Consider the following 13480-nt stretch of genomic DNA (forward strand, 5'->3'; position numbering starts at 1 on the left):
GGCCATGGAGGGCGCGGGCTCGGGCAGCGCCCCGGCGCCGACGGCCGCGCTGCCCGAGCCGCTGCCGCAGTACCTGAGCCACCTGCGGGTGGCACGCCGTGTCGCGGCGCGCACCCTCGCGCTCTACACCGATGCGTTGGGCCGGCTTGCGGCCGGCGCGGCAGACCAGGGCGTGGCGCTGGCCCGCGTCCAGCCGCACCATGTGCGCAGTCTGGTGGCACAACTGCATGGCCAGGGCCTGGCGCCGCGCAGCCTGGCGCTGCAGCTCTCGGCCTGGCGCGGCTTCTACCGCTGGTGGGGCCGTGAAGGCGGCGTGGCCAGCAACCCGGTGGATGGCGTGCGTGCGCCCAAGGCGCCCAAGCCCCTGCCCAAGGCGCTGGCGGTGGACCAGGCGGTCGCGCTGGCGCGCCACGAGCCCGGGCATGGCGACCCGGCGCTGCGGGCCCGTGACCATGCGATCGCCGAGCTGCTCTACAGCAGCGGCCTGCGGGTGGGCGAGCTGGTGGGCCTGGACGCCGTGGCCAGCGATGCGGCGGCCGGCTGGGTCGATGCGGGCGATGCGCTGGCCCACGTGCTGGGCAAGGGCCGCAAGCGCCGCAGCGTGCCGGTGGGCGGGCCGGCGCTGCAGGCGCTGGCGGCCTGGCTGGCGCATCGCGCGGCGCTGGCGCACCCCGGCGAGCCCGCGCTGTTCGTCAGCCGGCGCGGCACGCGCCTGACCGACAGCCAGGTGCGCAGCCGGCTCAAGACGCTGGCGCTGGACGCCGGCCTGCCCACCTCGGTCCATCCGCACATGCTGCGCCACAGCTTCGCGTCGCACCTGCTGCAGTCCAGCGGCGACCTGCGCGCAGTGCAGGAATTGCTGGGCCACGCCAACATCAGCACCACGCAGGTCTACACGCAACTGGATTTCCAGCACCTCGCCAAGGTCTACGACGCAGCGCACCCGCGCGCCCGGCGCAAGCCCTGAGCCGGCCTCGTCAATTTAGGGATGCCGCCGGCCTGGACCTCGCGCCGTCCGGACCGGTCGTGTCGTGCCATGTCCCGGGCGTCAGGCCCGATCCGCCGGCCGGTGCGGCCCCGTTTTCCGCACAGGTGGCCGGCGGCGCGTCGGTTGCATTTCCGACCTGATGGGGCACACTGACGGCATACATGCGCGGTGGGGATGTCGTCCCGCCGCCAGCAAGGGGAACACCATGGCATCGCAGATTCGCTCGTTTTTCAGCGGCTGGGCGGCCGCAGGCCTTTGCGCCGGGTTGCTCGCGAGCGCGCCGGCGCAGGCTTCGCTGACGGCGACCGGCGTGTCGTGCAGCGGGCAGGCGACCGGCATGACCAGCTTGGCCGGCTATGTCGGCTGTTCCGGTTCCTGGAGCGGCAACAACCTGAACCAGTCCGGCAGCGTCTCCAGCCAGATCGCGTCGGATTGGGGCTTGACCGTCACCGGCATGACGGACATCACCAGCAACTGGGCCGGCAGCACGTCGGGCACGCTGAGCTTTGCGCAGCAGAGCGGTTATTTCGTGATCGCGCTGAAGGCCGGCAAGGCGTTCAGCCTCTACGAGTTCAACGCGGCGAACGCCGGAGGGGCGCTGTCGGCGCTGTCCTTCGACACGCTGGGCGTCGGGTTCTATTCCGGCGGCTCGCATGAGCACTTCGGCCAGGGCCTGTCGCATGCCGACCTGTACCACGTCACCAGCCCGGTGCCCGAGCCAGGCTCGCTCGCGCTGATGCTGGCCGGCCTGGGCATCGTCGGCGGCCTGGCGAGGCGGCGCCGCTGACTGGCCCTCGCGCATCGCGCTGAGTCCGCCGCTTGCGGGCCGGCGACGCCGCAGACGGTACCGGCGGCCCGATCGCGCGCGGCGGCGACAATCCGGGCCATGAAATCCGTCCGATTGCGCGAAGGCAAAGAGCGCTCGCTGCTGCGCCACCACCCCTGGGTCTTTGCCGGCAGCATCGCCAAAGGCAGCGCCGACGCCGGCGAGACGGTGCGCGTCGAGACGCACGACGGACGCTTCCTGGCCTGGGCGGCGTTCAGCCCGGCCTCGCAGATCCGGGTGCGGGCCTGGAGCTTCGTCGAGGCCGAGCGCATCGACGCCGCGTTTTTCGCGCGGCGGGTGCGGGCCGCGGTGGCGATGCGCGAACGCCTGGGCGTGGCCAGCAACGGCGTGCGCCTGGTGCATGGCGAGGCCGATGGGCTGCCAGGGCTGGTGGTCGACCGCTATGACGACCTGCTGTCGGTGCAGTTCCTGTCGGCCGGCGCAGAGCGCTGGAAGAGCGTGCTGGCCGACGCCTTGCTCGCGGCCACCGGCTGCAGCCGCCTGTACGAGCGCAGCGACGTGAGCGTGCGCGAGCTCGAAGGCCTGGCGCCGGTCACCGGCTGGCTGCGCGGCGGCGGCGACACCGCGGTGACGATCCGCGAGCACGACATCCGCCTGACGCTGGACGTGGCCGAGGGCCACAAGACCGGCTACTACCTGGACCAGCGCGACAACCGCGCGCTGTTCGCGACGCTGGTGCGCCGCTTCGGCTGCCGCTCGGTGCTCAATTGCTACAGCTACACCGGCGGCTTCAGCGTGGCGGCCCTGGCCGGCGGCGCGACCGAGGTGCTGAGCGTCGACTCCTCGGCCCCGGCGCTGGCCCGCGCCCAGGCGCATGTGCAGCTCAATGGCTTCGACCCGGCCCGCCATGCGGTGCTGGACGCCGACGTCAACGCGACGCTGCGGCGGCTGCTGGCCGAGGGCCGCCGTTTCGACGCGATCGTGCTCGATCCGCCCAAGTTCGCGCCCAGCGCGGCCCATGCCGATCGCGCCAGCCGCGCCTACAAGGACATCAACCGCCTCGGCCTGATGCTGCTGAACCCGGGCGGCCTGCTGCTGACGTTCAGCTGCTCGGGCGGCATCGGCGCCGACCTGTTCCACAAGATCGTGGCCGGCGCGGCGATGGACGCCGAGGTCGACGGCTACCTGCTGCAACGCCTGGAAGCCGCCAGCGACCACCCGACCACGCTGTGTTTTCCCGAGGGCGAGTACCTCAAGGGCCTGGCGATTCTGCGCCGCGCCTGAGCTGCCGGGCCCATCGGCCCGGTCCGGCCTTCAAGCGCGGGATGGCGCTCCGGGCGGGCGGGGCGCACCATGCCGGCCTGACTCCTTTGCTCACGAGGTGGACGAGCATGGACGTGCAAGGCACCGAGACGTTGCCGGCGGCGCGCTGGCACAGCAACCCCCTGGCCGCACGCGATGCGCTGGCACGTTGGCTGGCCGTGGCCGACGTGCAGCTGGACGGCGAGCGGCCCTGGGATCTGCGCCTGTTGTCACCCGAGGTGCCGCAGCGGGTGCTGGCCGGCGGCTCGCTGGCCCTGGGCGAGACCTTCATGGACGGCCTGTGGAGCGCGCCCCGGCTCGACCAGTTGTTCGAGCACCTCAGCGCGGCCCGCCTGGGCGATCGGCTGCTGCCGTGGCCGGTGCTGTGGCAGGCCTTGCGCGCCCGGCTGCGCAACCTGCAGAACCGCCAGCGGGCCTGGCAGGTCGGCGAGCGCCATTACGACCTCGGCAACGACTTCTACGAAGCGATGCTGGACCGCCGCCTGACCTACACCTGTGCGCTGTGGCCGGGCGCCACCGACCTGGACGAGGCCCAGGAAGCCAAGCTGGACCTGGTCTGCCGCAAGCTGGGGCTGCGGCCCGGCATGCGGTTGCTCGACATCGGCTGCGGCTGGGGCAGCCTGATGCGGTTTGCCGCCGAGCGCTATGGCGTGCGCTGCGTCGGCGTGACGGTGTCGGCCGCGCAGGCCGAACTCGGGCGCGAGCGCTGTGCCGGCCTGCCGGTCGAATTCCGGCTGCAGGACTACCGCGAACTCGACGAGCGCTTCGACCGCATCGCCAGCCTGGGCATGTTCGAGCACGTGGGCCACAAGAACGCCGCGGCCTACATGGCGGTGGTGCGGCGCTGCCTGGAGGACGACGGCCTGTTCCTGCTGCACACCATCGGCCGCAACGACAGCGGCCATGGCACCGACCCCTGGGTCGATCGCTACATCTTCCCGAACGGCGAGCTGCCCAGCATCGCCCGCATCGGCCGCGCCTGCGAGCCGCATTTCGTCGTCGAGGACCTGCACAACTTCGGCGCCGACTACGACCTGACGCTGATGGCCTGGCACCAGCGCTTCGAGGCCGCCTGGCCGCGTTTCGCCGAGCGCCTGGGCGAGCGCTTTCACCGCATGTGGGGCTACTACCTGCTGAGCTGCGCCGGCGCCTTCCGCGCCCGCGACATCCAGCTCTGGCAATGGGTGCTGTCGCCGGGCGGCGTGCGCGGCGGGTACCGGCGGCCGACGTGAATGGAGCACCCGGCGGCGGCAAGCCACCGCCACCCTCCGAGAGGGTGCTCAGGCTGCTTCGGAGCGGCCGTGCGCTGGCCTGAGAGGCGCACCCGACGACGGCAAGCCGCCACCGCCTTCCGAGAGGGTGCTCAGGCCGTTTCGGGCAGGGCCACGCGCGGGGCGAACTTGGCCCGCTTGATGGCGAAGAAGCTCTTCACGTTGCGCACGTTCGCGTCCTGGGTGAACAAGGCCTGGGTCAAGGCGTGGAAGGACGGCATGTCGGCGGCCCAGACGACCAGCACGAAATCCGGACCCGGCGAGACCCGCCAGCATTGCTGAACCGCCGGCTCGGCCACCGCGCGGGCCTCGAACGCGTCCAGATGCTCGGCGCCCTGGCGATCCAGCGTGACCTCGCAGATCGCGCTCAGGCCGCGGTCGGCGAAGCGCGGCGCGAGCAGGGCCGTGATGCGCTCGATCACCCCGGCGTCGCGCAGGCGCTTGACGCGCCGCAGCGCGGTGGCGGGCGAGACGTGCGCGGCGTCGGCCAGCGCCTGGTTGGTCAGGCTGGCGTCGGCCTGCAACAGCTCCAGCAGGCGATGGTCGATCGCATCGAGAGAGATGGATTCTTCCAATTGAATTGACATGATGAAATATTAGATCAATCAATGGCATCGGTGGAATATTATTCCACTGATGAATTGATTGAGAAAGCATCTATCCATCCTGGCCCGCTAGGATGCCGTCCTCCCCGCTTCGCAAGTGAGCATCCCATGTGTGGCATCGTCGGCGCCGTCAGCACCCAGAACATCGTTCCCATCCTGGTCCAGGGCCTGCAACGGCTGGAATACCGGGGCTATGACTCGTGCGGCGTGGCCGTGCACCAGGGCGGCGCGTTGCGCCGCACCCGCTCCACCGCGCGCGTGTCCGAACTGCAGGCCCAGGTCGACGCCGACGGCGTGGCCAGCGGCACCGGCATCGCCCACACCCGCTGGGCCACCCACGGTGCGCCGGCGGTGCACAACGCCCACCCGCACTTCTCCAGCGGCACCGGATCGCAGGCCCGCAGCGGCGTGATCGCGCTGGTGCACAACGGCATCATCGAGAACCACGACGAACTGCGCGACGAGCTGAAGGCCAAGGGCTACCACTTCGAGAGCCAGACCGACACCGAGGTCATCGCCCACCTCGTCCACCACCTGTACGACGGCGACCTGTTCGACGCCGTGCAGCGCGCCACCGCGCGCCTGCGCGGCGCCTACGCGATCGCCGTCTTCTGCCGCGACGAGCCGCACCGCGTGGTGGGCGCGCGCGAGGGCTCGCCGCTGATCCTGGGCCTGGGCGGCGAAGCCGACCCCAGCGCCAACTACCTGGCCTCCGACGCGATGGCGCTGGCCGGCGTCACCGACCGCATCGTCTACCTCGAAGAAGGCGACGTGGTCGACGTGCAGCTGGGCAAGCACTGGATCGTCGCGCGCGACGCGCAAGGCCAATTCAAGCCGGTGCTGCGAGAGGTGCGCATCGTCCACGCCCACAGCGGCGCGGCCGAGCTGGGCCCGTACCGCCACTACATGCAGAAGGAAATCTTCGAGCAGCCGCGCGCCATCGCCGATACGCTGGAAGGCGTCGAAGGCATCACCCCCGAGCTGTTCGGCGACAGCGCCTACCGCGTCTTCAAAGAGATCGACCGGGTGCTGATCCTGGCCTGCGGCACCAGCTACTACTCGGGCTCCACCGCCAAGTACTGGCTGGAAAGCATCGCCAAGATCCCCACCAGCGTCGAGATCGCCAGCGAATACCGCTACCGCGACAGCGTGCCCGACCCGCGCACCCTGGTCGTCACCATCAGCCAGAGCGGCGAGACGGCCGACACGCTGGCCGCGCTGAAGCACGCGCGCAGCCTGGGCATGCCGCACACGCTGACCATCTGCAACGTCGCCACCAGCGCGATGGTGCGCGAGTGCGAACTGGCCTACATCACCCGCGCCGGCGTGGAAGTGGGGGTGGCCAGCACCAAGGCTTTCACGACCCAGTTGGCCGCGCTGTTCCTGCTGACGCTGGCGCTGGCGCAAAGCCGCGGCCACCTCGGCGAGGCCGACGAGGCCACGCACCTCAAGGCGATGCGCCACCTGCCCGCCGCGCTGCAGGCCGTGCTGGCGCTGGAGCCGCAGGTGGTGGCCTGGGCCGAGGCCTTCGCGCGCAAGGAAAACGCGCTCTTCCTGGGCCGCGGCATGCACTACCCGATCGCGCTCGAAGGCGCGTTGAAGCTCAAGGAAATCAGCTACATCCACGCCGAGGCCTACCCCGCCGGCGAACTCAAGCACGGCCCGCTGGCGCTGGTCACCGCCGAGATGCCGGTGGTCACCGTGGCGCCCAACGACGCGCTGCTGGAAAAGCTCAAGAGCAACCTGCAGGAAGTGCGCGCCCGCGGCGGCGAACTGTTCGTCTTCGCCGACGCCGACTCGCGCATCCACAGCGGCGAAGGCCTGCACGTGATCCGCATGCCCGAGCACTACGGTGCGCTCTCACCGATCCTGCACGTGGTGCCGCTGCAATTGCTGGCGTATCACACCGCCTGCGCCCGCGGCACCGACGTCGACAAGCCGCGCAACCTCGCGAAAAGCGTGACGGTGGAGTGAGGGGGCGGGGTGGCCGAAACGCTGTTTCGGCCAACTAACGTCGAGAATTCGCGGGGTGCGTTGTCGGGGTCCGCGACGCCTTGGTGCTCGCAAGCGAGTTGAAGACGGTTGGCTGACCGAATCAGGCTGCAGGCGGTAGTTCACCAATGGCAGCTTTGTGGCACCTCAGGCTTGGCCTAGCGTCGGACCAGAGCGGCAGTCGGTGCACAATTCACTTGGATGCAAGCCGAAATTTTGCTGCCAGCTCGATGGGTTGACGCAATCTCGTTGGATGACTCGCTTAGGCTGCAGCGCGCAGTACACGACCCGCAGATCTCACGGGTCCAGATTACTTTTCCGCGTGGCTGCAAGGTGATGGTCGACGCCGGCACTCGCTTGCTTTCCCTGGTCAACCAAGCCGCCGCCGCAACCAAGTCGGTGAAGCTGGTGTTCGAGGACGGCTCGTCGGGCACCATGGGGTACTTGCAGCGGATGGGCTTCTTCGCCTACATCAATCCAACAGTGTTGGTGCAGCCGAAGCTCGAATCGAGGGGCCTGCCAGCACAACGGCAGCACAGGATGCTAGTGGAGTTCGCAAGGATCCATCCTTCAGAGCGAGACCCTGATTTGCCCCGGCACTTGGCTGACCGGGTGGCCGGCCAAGCAAAAGGCATGACACAAGCCCGCCTCGAAAAGTTCGGCTTTGCGGCTTGGCACGCGTTCGCGGAACTGATCCAGAACATACATCGACACGCGAATACCGATATCGAAGGCTATGCAGCCATGCAGATCTACAGCGCTCGCGAAGGGCAGCGGGCTGTCGTCAGCGTCTCCGATTCGGGGCTCGGGTTGTTTCAAACACTACGCCCCGCTCTTGAGAAGAGCGACCCGAAGTCTGCTGCGCTGTCGGATCCTGACCTACTTCTTCGAGTCGTGTCCGATGGCTTGTCCCGCTTCGGCCCGGAGAATGGCTGCGGCATCCGAACAAGCGCCCAGCACGCGCTTGCGTTCGATACCAGCATCCACTTTCGTCTTTACAACTCGAGCCTGGTCCTTGAGCCACAGGGCGGAAGATCGTTTGTGGTTGCCCGTCATCGGCACGATCTCACACCCATTTGGGGAACGCACGTCTCCTTCGTATTCAAGCTTGACGCTTGACATCCATTCTGCTTCAATGTAGCCAATGAACGAGACTGCACAGCTTCATTTGGCGGACTATTTGGGCGCCGGCAAGGAAGGCTGGGGTAACGAGCAAGGCCGGGAGGTCTATGCCAAGTTGCTAATTGCCGTTGAGGAACATCCCGGCGCTCGGGTTTTTGAGATTTCTCTGAAGGGAGTCAAGCGCACCGACGCGTCCTTCCCTAGAGAGAGCGTGGTCGAACTGGCACGTCGGTTTCGCAAGCAACTGGCCTTCGTGCTCACAGACGTTCCTCACGAAGACATCCTGTACAACTGGCTGGTCGCCGCGGACAAGAAGCAGCAACCACTCTTCGTCAAAGGGAAGACCGGTTGGGATTTGATTGGGGGAGAGCTCTCTCCTGCCAAGAAAGCACTGCTGGACTACGTGATGGAACACAAGGCTGTGCGCACCGCGCAGCTGGCCGCAGACCTCGGACTCAAGACTACGAACGCGAGCACGCAGCTCAAAGACCTCTGGGAGATGGGCTACGTTCTGCGTCACGAAGAGATCGCTGAGTCCGGCGGAGTGGAGTACGTGTACTCGGCCATCCCCTAAAAATTTTCTCTTGCTTCAACTGTTTCATTGAAGCAGAATCCATGGTGTCGACCTAGAGATGGCGGTCCCTCGCCTCCCCTTCAACGGCTTCACTGAAGCAGAAATAGGAAAGCAAGGTTGACCTAGTGCCCAAGTGGCAAAGGAGAGTTCCTATGCAGTACGACAAAGCCCCTGATGACAAGCCTGGCGGCCCCCATGTTGCGGTGCGCGTCCTCACGACGTCCGGCTCCTACCCGGCCAAGGGTCATGAAGCCGTGCCGGCGAGCGAGGCCGTGCGGCAGATCCTGCTGCGCGCGGCGGAGGCGCTGGGTATCGCCAACACGGCCGACTGGGTGGCCAAGATTGACGGCAACGAAATCGACCCCTCGCGCACCTATACGGAGCTGCATCTGCATGGCGAAGTCAAGATTGACTTCGGCAAGCGCGAAGGTGGTGGTGGCTGATGCACCCCGAGCTGGCAAAAGCATGCTTTGAGGCCGACTTGGCGGCGCTGCCCGCCGAGCTTGCCGAGATGCGAGGCTGGCAGTTGCTCGAGCGGACCTACCCGATCCTGGACATCGCATTCACCGCCGTTCAGGGGAGCTATCTGCGGCTTCGCATGAACTGCGAGAACTGGAACGAACGGCCGCCCTCGATCGCGCTGCTCGACAGGTCCGGCCAACCCATAACCTCGGCCATCGCCAGCAGCACGAACATCTTTCACCAGGGGCCCCACACGAACACGGGCAGGCCGTTTGTATGCATGCCGGGCGTGCTCGAGTACCACACCCACAGCAACCATCTCACGGACCACTGGGAACCTCGTCGCAACTTGTCGGGGTTCAGGCTGCTAGAGATCGTCACGCAGATCTGGAATGGATGGAGCAAGGTGAACAAATGAGCAAAGTACTGCGGATCCGACGTGACGCCCTAGCGCAGACGCTCGCCATCCTCAAGCGCGCGGGCCTTCTGCGTCACGAGGGGATCACGTTGTGGCTGGGCGAGCGCGGCGCCGAAGCCGATTTGGTGAAGCTGCCATACGAGCCGATCCACGCGGCGGCCGTGGACTTCTTCCATATCCCGCCGCATGGCATTCAAGCCCTGATGCGCAAGATGGAGGAGACGGAGACTTGCGTCGTCGCCCAGATTCACACCCATCCGGAAGATGCCTTCCACTCAAGGGCAGATGACCAGTGGGCCATCGTGCGGCATGTCGGCGCGTTCTCGCTGGTTCTGCCAACCTTTGCCCTGGCGACCTCGTTGGAAAACTTCGTCGACCAAGTGGCGATCTTCCGCCTCGGCGCTGACGACCGCTGGCATCGCGTGCCGGCTGCGGGCAACCTGGAGATCGTGGGATGAGCCCGGGCCAGCAACGCGAGAACCAGAGGCTGCTCGCAAGCATTCTGGGTGTGGCGGAGGACGAAGCTGCAGATCTGCTGCTTCAAGTCGTCCAGATCACCTGGATGCCGGACGATCCGGCGGGTTCCTTGCTCGGCCCTTTCGTGGTGCAGCTTCTCAGTAGAACCTTCCATAGGGTTGGGACGCCTGACGCGCCCAATTCGCATGCAAGTTGCGAACTGGCAATCAACGCCGCGCCAGCACGCTGCGCGATGGCCCGCCAAGTGCTTGCGCACCTCGATGCCGAGGGCTTGCATGTCGGCCAAACGAATGGCCTGGTCAGTACAGCGGCGCGCGCATTGCCGCCCGTGTTGGCGTTGCTTTCGGCGTGCTTCGCGGCTGCCGCCGTTGCCAACGCGGCGCTGGGGTTGCCGGAGGGCTGGGTCTCTCCGACAGGCATCCGGTTGAACTTCGCGGAGTGGCCAGGCGTCCCCCTCGACGTGTTCGGCCGCACCGTTGGCTTGGGCCCGTGTCAGATGATCGGTGCCGGCGCGGTTGGCAACGCAATAGCGCTCGCCTTGCGCACGTTGCCGGTGACAGGTCACCTTGCTGTCATCGATCCGAAGGACGTGACCGATGGGATTCTCAATCGGTGCCTTTGCTTCGAGGCCAGTGACGTGGGCCTGCCCAAGGCAGAGCAATTGGCTGACTGGATCGAGAACCATTGTCCAGGCCTCACCGCGAGCCCATTTCGGGGAACTCTCCAACAGCATCGGATTCAGCGGCCCGGCGAGATTGAGCGCTTGATCGTCGGTGTGGACAGTCGTCGCGCGCGACGCAGCCTCCAAGAGGAACTCGCCCAAGAGGTGTTCGACGCTTCAACTACGGGCGTCGAAGAAGTTGTTTTCCACTACAACCGCCAGGTGAGTGGCCGAGCTTGCCTGGCCTGCGTCTATACGCAGACTACGCAGGAATCTCTATTCGAGCGGCATGTTGCCGAATCGTTAGGTGTCACGCTCGGCGACGTTCAGTCCTATCTCATAACGCCGGAGGCCGCGGCCAGGATCTCCGCCGCCAACCCACAGGCTCATCCCGATCAGCTGGTCGGCAGGGCGTACGACTCCGTGTTCAGGGAAATGTGCGCGACGCAGCGCCTGCGCACGGCCGAAGAGCGGCAAGTGCTCGCGCCCTTCGCCTTCGTGTCACAGCTCGCTGGCACGGTGGCTGCCGTCGAGTTGTTCCTACGTCGCGCGGGGCTGGAGCGCAGCAATAGCTTCAACTATTGGCGCGTGAGCCCTTGGCGCGGAACCTTTGTTGATTTGCAGCAGGACCTTCCTGCCCGCGCAAATTGCGCTGTATGCAGCTCTGCCCATTACCAGGCGCTGGCGCGTCGGTTATGGCCTGCAATGCAGGCGGCAACCTAGACGCACAAGGTTCCGCAGCAATGTTGAGCGACGGGTTTCGGACGTCGAGTTCAGCAACGCTGAGGACCGCTGCCGCTGCATAGCTGCCCGCCAGCATGTGGGTGGTAGCTCCCGCGCCCGACCCCCATGCCCCCGCCCCTCAGTTCATCGCCAGCGGCGTCTTGCGGTCCGGCGGCGGGAAGCGCCGGTCGATGGCCTGCAGTTCGGCCTGGCTCAGGGTGATGTCGACCGCCGCCAGGTTGTCGCGCAGGTGGGTCGCGCCGGTCGCCTTCGGGATCGCGATCACGCCGGGCTGGGCCAGCAGGCGGGCCAGCGCCACCTGCACGGCCGTCAGGCCGCGCGCGGCGGCGATCTCGCCGAGCACGGGATCTGCCGCGGCGCGGCCCTGGTCGATCGGGCTGTAGGCCATCAACGGCATGCCGTGCGTGCGCAGCCAGGGCAGCAGCGCGACCTCCGGGCCCCGTTCGGCCAGCGAGTACCAGACCTGGTTGAGCGCGCAGTCGCCGCTGATCGCGGTCAGCTCCTCCATATCGTCGACATCGAAGTTGCTGACGCCCCAGCGCCCGATGTGGCCGGCCGCGGCCAGGGCCTGCATCGCTTCGACGGTCTCGCCGAGGGGGTAGTCGCCGCGCCAGTGCAGCAGGTAGGCGTCGATGCGGTCCAGCCCCAGGCGGCGCCGGCTCCGGTCGCAGGCGGCCCGGGTGCGGGCGCGGCTGGCATGGTGCGGGTACACCTTGCTCACGATGGTCACCTCGTCGCGCCGCACGTCGCCGGCGCGGATCGCGTCGTTCAGCGCCGTGCCCACGACCTCTTCGGCGCCGCCTTCGCCGTACATCTCGGCGGTGTCGATCAGGCGGTAGCCGAGCTCGAGCGCGGTTCGCACGGAGGCGATCTCCGCGGCCCGCCGGGCGTGCGATTCGCCGAAGCGCCAGGTGCCCAGGCCGAGCACGGGCAAGGAAAGAGGGGCCGCCCCTCGGGGCAAGGGCATCTGCCGCATGAGTTCGTCCTGCAAGTCGCGAAGCGGCGATTCTGCGCCGCGCCGCAGGCCGTCGTCAGCCGCCGGTCATGCGCAGCACCGCCTCCGGGAGCCGGGCGCCCTGCACGGTGATCCGGGACGCGGCCGCGTGGATGCGCTGCAGGTCCTCGGCGCTCAAGTCGACGGCCGCCGCGCCCAGGTTCTCGTCGAGGCGCTGCAGCTTCGTCGTCCCCGGGATCGGCACGATCCACGGCTTGCGCGTCAGCAGCCAGGCCAGGGCGATCTGCGCCGGGGTGGCCCGCTTGCGCTGCGCCACCTCGCGCAGCAGATCCACCAGCGCCAGGTTGGCCTGCAAGGCCTCGGGCGCCAGGCGCGGCACCTGCGCGCGGAAGTCGCTGGGGTCGAAGCGCGTGTGCTCGTCCATCGCGCCGGTCAGGAAGCCGGCGCCGAGCGGACTGAAGGGCACGAAGCCGATGCCGAGTTCTTCGAGGGTCGGCAGCAGCTCCCGCTCGGGGTCGCGGTAGAACAGCGAATACTCGCTCTGCACCGCCGTCACGGGCTGCACCGCATGGGCTCGGCGCACGGTGGCGGCGGAGGCCTCGGACAGGCCGAAGTGCCTGACCTTGCCCTGCGCGATCAAGGCCTTCACGGCGCCCGCCACGTCCTCGATCGGCACCGCGGGGTCCACGCGGTGCTGGTAGAAGAGATCGATCGCGTCCACCCGCAGGCGCTGGAGCGCGGCCTCGGCCACGGCCTGGATGTGCGCCGGGCGGCTGTTCAGGCCGGGGCGCCGCTGGCCCGTTGCCAGGTCGATGTCGAAGCCGAACTTGGTGGCGATGACGACCTGGCCCTTGAACGGCGCCAGCGCGTCGCCCACCAGGCGCTCGTTGGCGAACGGGCCGTAGGCCTCCGCGGTGTCGAAGAACGTGACGCCGCGCTCGACGGCGGCGCGCAGCAGGCTCACCATGGCCTGCGGGTCGGTGGGCGTGCCATAGACGCCCGTCATGCCCATGCAGCCCAGGCCAAGGGCCGAGACTTCGAGGGTGCTGTTGCCGAGTCGACGTGTCTTCATGAAGGTTCCTGCGGGTGGAAGGGGGGGCC

14 protein-coding genes are annotated in these 13480 nt (G+C 67.9%); 11 read left to right on the plus strand and 3 right to left on the minus strand.

Translation table 11 applies throughout. The features are described from left to right. Positions 1-4: 4 nt before the first annotated feature. The 4 genes from AC0N04_RS16505 (at position 5) to cfa (ending at position 4330) form a co-directional block, all read left to right on the plus strand. Positions 5-967, plus strand: coding sequence for a tyrosine recombinase XerC (locus tag AC0N04_RS16505; protein WP_474283365.1), 963 nt, complete (start codon positions 5-7; stop codon positions 965-967). A gap of 226 nt (positions 968-1193) precedes the next feature. Next, on the plus strand, positions 1194-1775 hold the full coding sequence (locus tag AC0N04_RS16510; RefSeq protein WP_474283366.1) for a PEP-CTERM sorting domain-containing protein: 582 nt from the start codon (positions 1194-1196) through the stop codon (positions 1773-1775). 99 nt (positions 1776-1874) lie between these two features. Next, complete coding sequence (locus AC0N04_RS16515) at positions 1875-3059, plus strand: class I SAM-dependent rRNA methyltransferase (RefSeq protein ID WP_474283367.1); 1185 nt, start codon at positions 1875-1877, stop codon at positions 3057-3059. Positions 3060-3166: 107 nt separating this feature from the next. Continuing rightward, a complete protein-coding gene (cfa, locus tag AC0N04_RS16520) occupies positions 3167-4330 on the plus strand; it encodes a cyclopropane fatty acyl phospholipid synthase (RefSeq protein WP_474283368.1) in 1164 nt (387 codons plus the stop codon). Positions 4331-4461: 131 nt separating this feature from the next. Here the strand turns inward: cfa and AC0N04_RS16525 are convergent, their stop codons facing one another. Further along, positions 4462-4956 (minus strand): Lrp/AsnC family transcriptional regulator, encoded by a 495-nt coding sequence (locus AC0N04_RS16525; RefSeq protein ID WP_474283369.1) that lies wholly within the window; start codon positions 4954-4956, stop codon positions 4462-4464. A 126-nt stretch (positions 4957-5082) separates the two neighbouring features. On the opposite strand from AC0N04_RS16525, the gene glmS reads away from it, so the two are divergent. The 7 genes from glmS (at position 5083) to AC0N04_RS16560 (ending at position 11403) form a co-directional block, all read left to right on the plus strand. Next, entirely contained in the window at positions 5083-6948 is a 1866-nt protein-coding gene (glmS, locus tag AC0N04_RS16530; protein WP_474283370.1) for a glutamine--fructose-6-phosphate transaminase (isomerizing), read from the plus strand. A gap of 219 nt (positions 6949-7167) precedes the next feature. Then, positions 7168-8085, plus strand: coding sequence for a hypothetical protein (locus AC0N04_RS16535; protein ID WP_474283371.1), 918 nt, complete (start codon positions 7168-7170; stop codon positions 8083-8085). 25 nt (positions 8086-8110) lie between these two features. Next, complete coding sequence (locus AC0N04_RS16540; protein ID WP_474283372.1) at positions 8111-8662, plus strand: DNA-binding protein; 552 nt, start codon at positions 8111-8113, stop codon at positions 8660-8662. Positions 8663-8814: 152 nt separating this feature from the next. After that, complete coding sequence (locus tag AC0N04_RS16545) at positions 8815-9105, plus strand: hypothetical protein (protein ID WP_474283373.1); 291 nt, start codon at positions 8815-8817, stop codon at positions 9103-9105. Continuing rightward, positions 9105-9542 carry a hypothetical protein gene (locus AC0N04_RS16550; protein WP_474283374.1) on the plus strand — a complete coding sequence of 146 codons (438 nt, stop codon included), beginning with the start codon at positions 9105-9107 and terminating at the stop codon, positions 9540-9542. Before AC0N04_RS16545 ends, AC0N04_RS16550 begins: the two co-directional genes overlap by 1 nt. Continuing rightward, a complete protein-coding gene (locus AC0N04_RS16555; protein WP_474283375.1) occupies positions 9539-10000 on the plus strand; it encodes a Mov34/MPN/PAD-1 family protein in 462 nt (153 codons plus the stop codon). The genes AC0N04_RS16550 and AC0N04_RS16555 overlap by 4 nt, the downstream gene beginning before the upstream one ends. Next, positions 9997-11403 (plus strand): ThiF family adenylyltransferase, encoded by a 1407-nt coding sequence (locus AC0N04_RS16560; RefSeq protein WP_474283376.1) that lies wholly within the window; start codon positions 9997-9999, stop codon positions 11401-11403. The genes AC0N04_RS16555 and AC0N04_RS16560 overlap by 4 nt, the downstream gene beginning before the upstream one ends. Positions 11404-11542: 139 nt before the next feature. Here the strand turns inward: AC0N04_RS16560 and AC0N04_RS16565 are convergent, their stop codons facing one another. Beyond that, positions 11543-12400: an aldo/keto reductase gene (locus tag AC0N04_RS16565; RefSeq protein WP_474283377.1), complete on the minus strand. Its 858-nt coding sequence runs from the start codon at positions 12398-12400 to the stop codon at positions 11543-11545. A gap of 55 nt (positions 12401-12455) precedes the next feature. After that, on the minus strand, positions 12456-13451 hold the full coding sequence (locus tag AC0N04_RS16570; protein ID WP_474283378.1) for an aldo/keto reductase: 996 nt from the start codon (positions 13449-13451) through the stop codon (positions 12456-12458). Positions 13452-13480 lie beyond the last annotated feature (29 nt).

This window comes from Ideonella sp. sgz306126 (assembly GCF_056032705.1).

Coding starts and splice junctions, on each gene's coding strand:
- cfa (WP_474283368.1), top strand. CDS start 3,167: ATGGACGTGCAAGGCACCGAGACGTTGCCGGCGGCGCGCTGGCACAGC.
- AC0N04_RS16505 (WP_474283365.1), top strand. CDS start 5: ATGGAGGGCGCGGGCTCGGGCAGCGCCCCGGCGCCGACGGCCGCGCTG.
- AC0N04_RS16540 (WP_474283372.1), top strand. CDS start 8,111: ATGAACGAGACTGCACAGCTTCATTTGGCGGACTATTTGGGCGCCGGC.
- glmS (WP_474283370.1), top strand. CDS start 5,083: ATGTGTGGCATCGTCGGCGCCGTCAGCACCCAGAACATCGTTCCCATC.
- AC0N04_RS16515 (WP_474283367.1), top strand. CDS start 1,875: ATGAAATCCGTCCGATTGCGCGAAGGCAAAGAGCGCTCGCTGCTGCGC.
- AC0N04_RS16535 (WP_474283371.1), top strand. CDS start 7,168: ATGCAAGCCGAAATTTTGCTGCCAGCTCGATGGGTTGACGCAATCTCG.
- AC0N04_RS16525 (WP_474283369.1), bottom strand. CDS start 4,956: ATGTCAATTCAATTGGAAGAATCCATCTCTCTCGATGCGATCGACCAT.
- AC0N04_RS16545 (WP_474283373.1), top strand. CDS start 8,815: ATGCAGTACGACAAAGCCCCTGATGACAAGCCTGGCGGCCCCCATGTT.
- AC0N04_RS16510 (WP_474283366.1), top strand. CDS start 1,194: ATGGCATCGCAGATTCGCTCGTTTTTCAGCGGCTGGGCGGCCGCAGGC.
- AC0N04_RS16550 (WP_474283374.1), top strand. CDS start 9,105: ATGCACCCCGAGCTGGCAAAAGCATGCTTTGAGGCCGACTTGGCGGCG.
- AC0N04_RS16565 (WP_474283377.1), bottom strand. CDS start 12,400: ATGCGGCAGATGCCCTTGCCCCGAGGGGCGGCCCCTCTTTCCTTGCCC.
- AC0N04_RS16570 (WP_474283378.1), bottom strand. CDS start 13,451: ATGAAGACACGTCGACTCGGCAACAGCACCCTCGAAGTCTCGGCCCTT.
- AC0N04_RS16560 (WP_474283376.1), top strand. CDS start 9,997: ATGAGCCCGGGCCAGCAACGCGAGAACCAGAGGCTGCTCGCAAGCATT.
- AC0N04_RS16555 (WP_474283375.1), top strand. CDS start 9,539: ATGAGCAAAGTACTGCGGATCCGACGTGACGCCCTAGCGCAGACGCTC.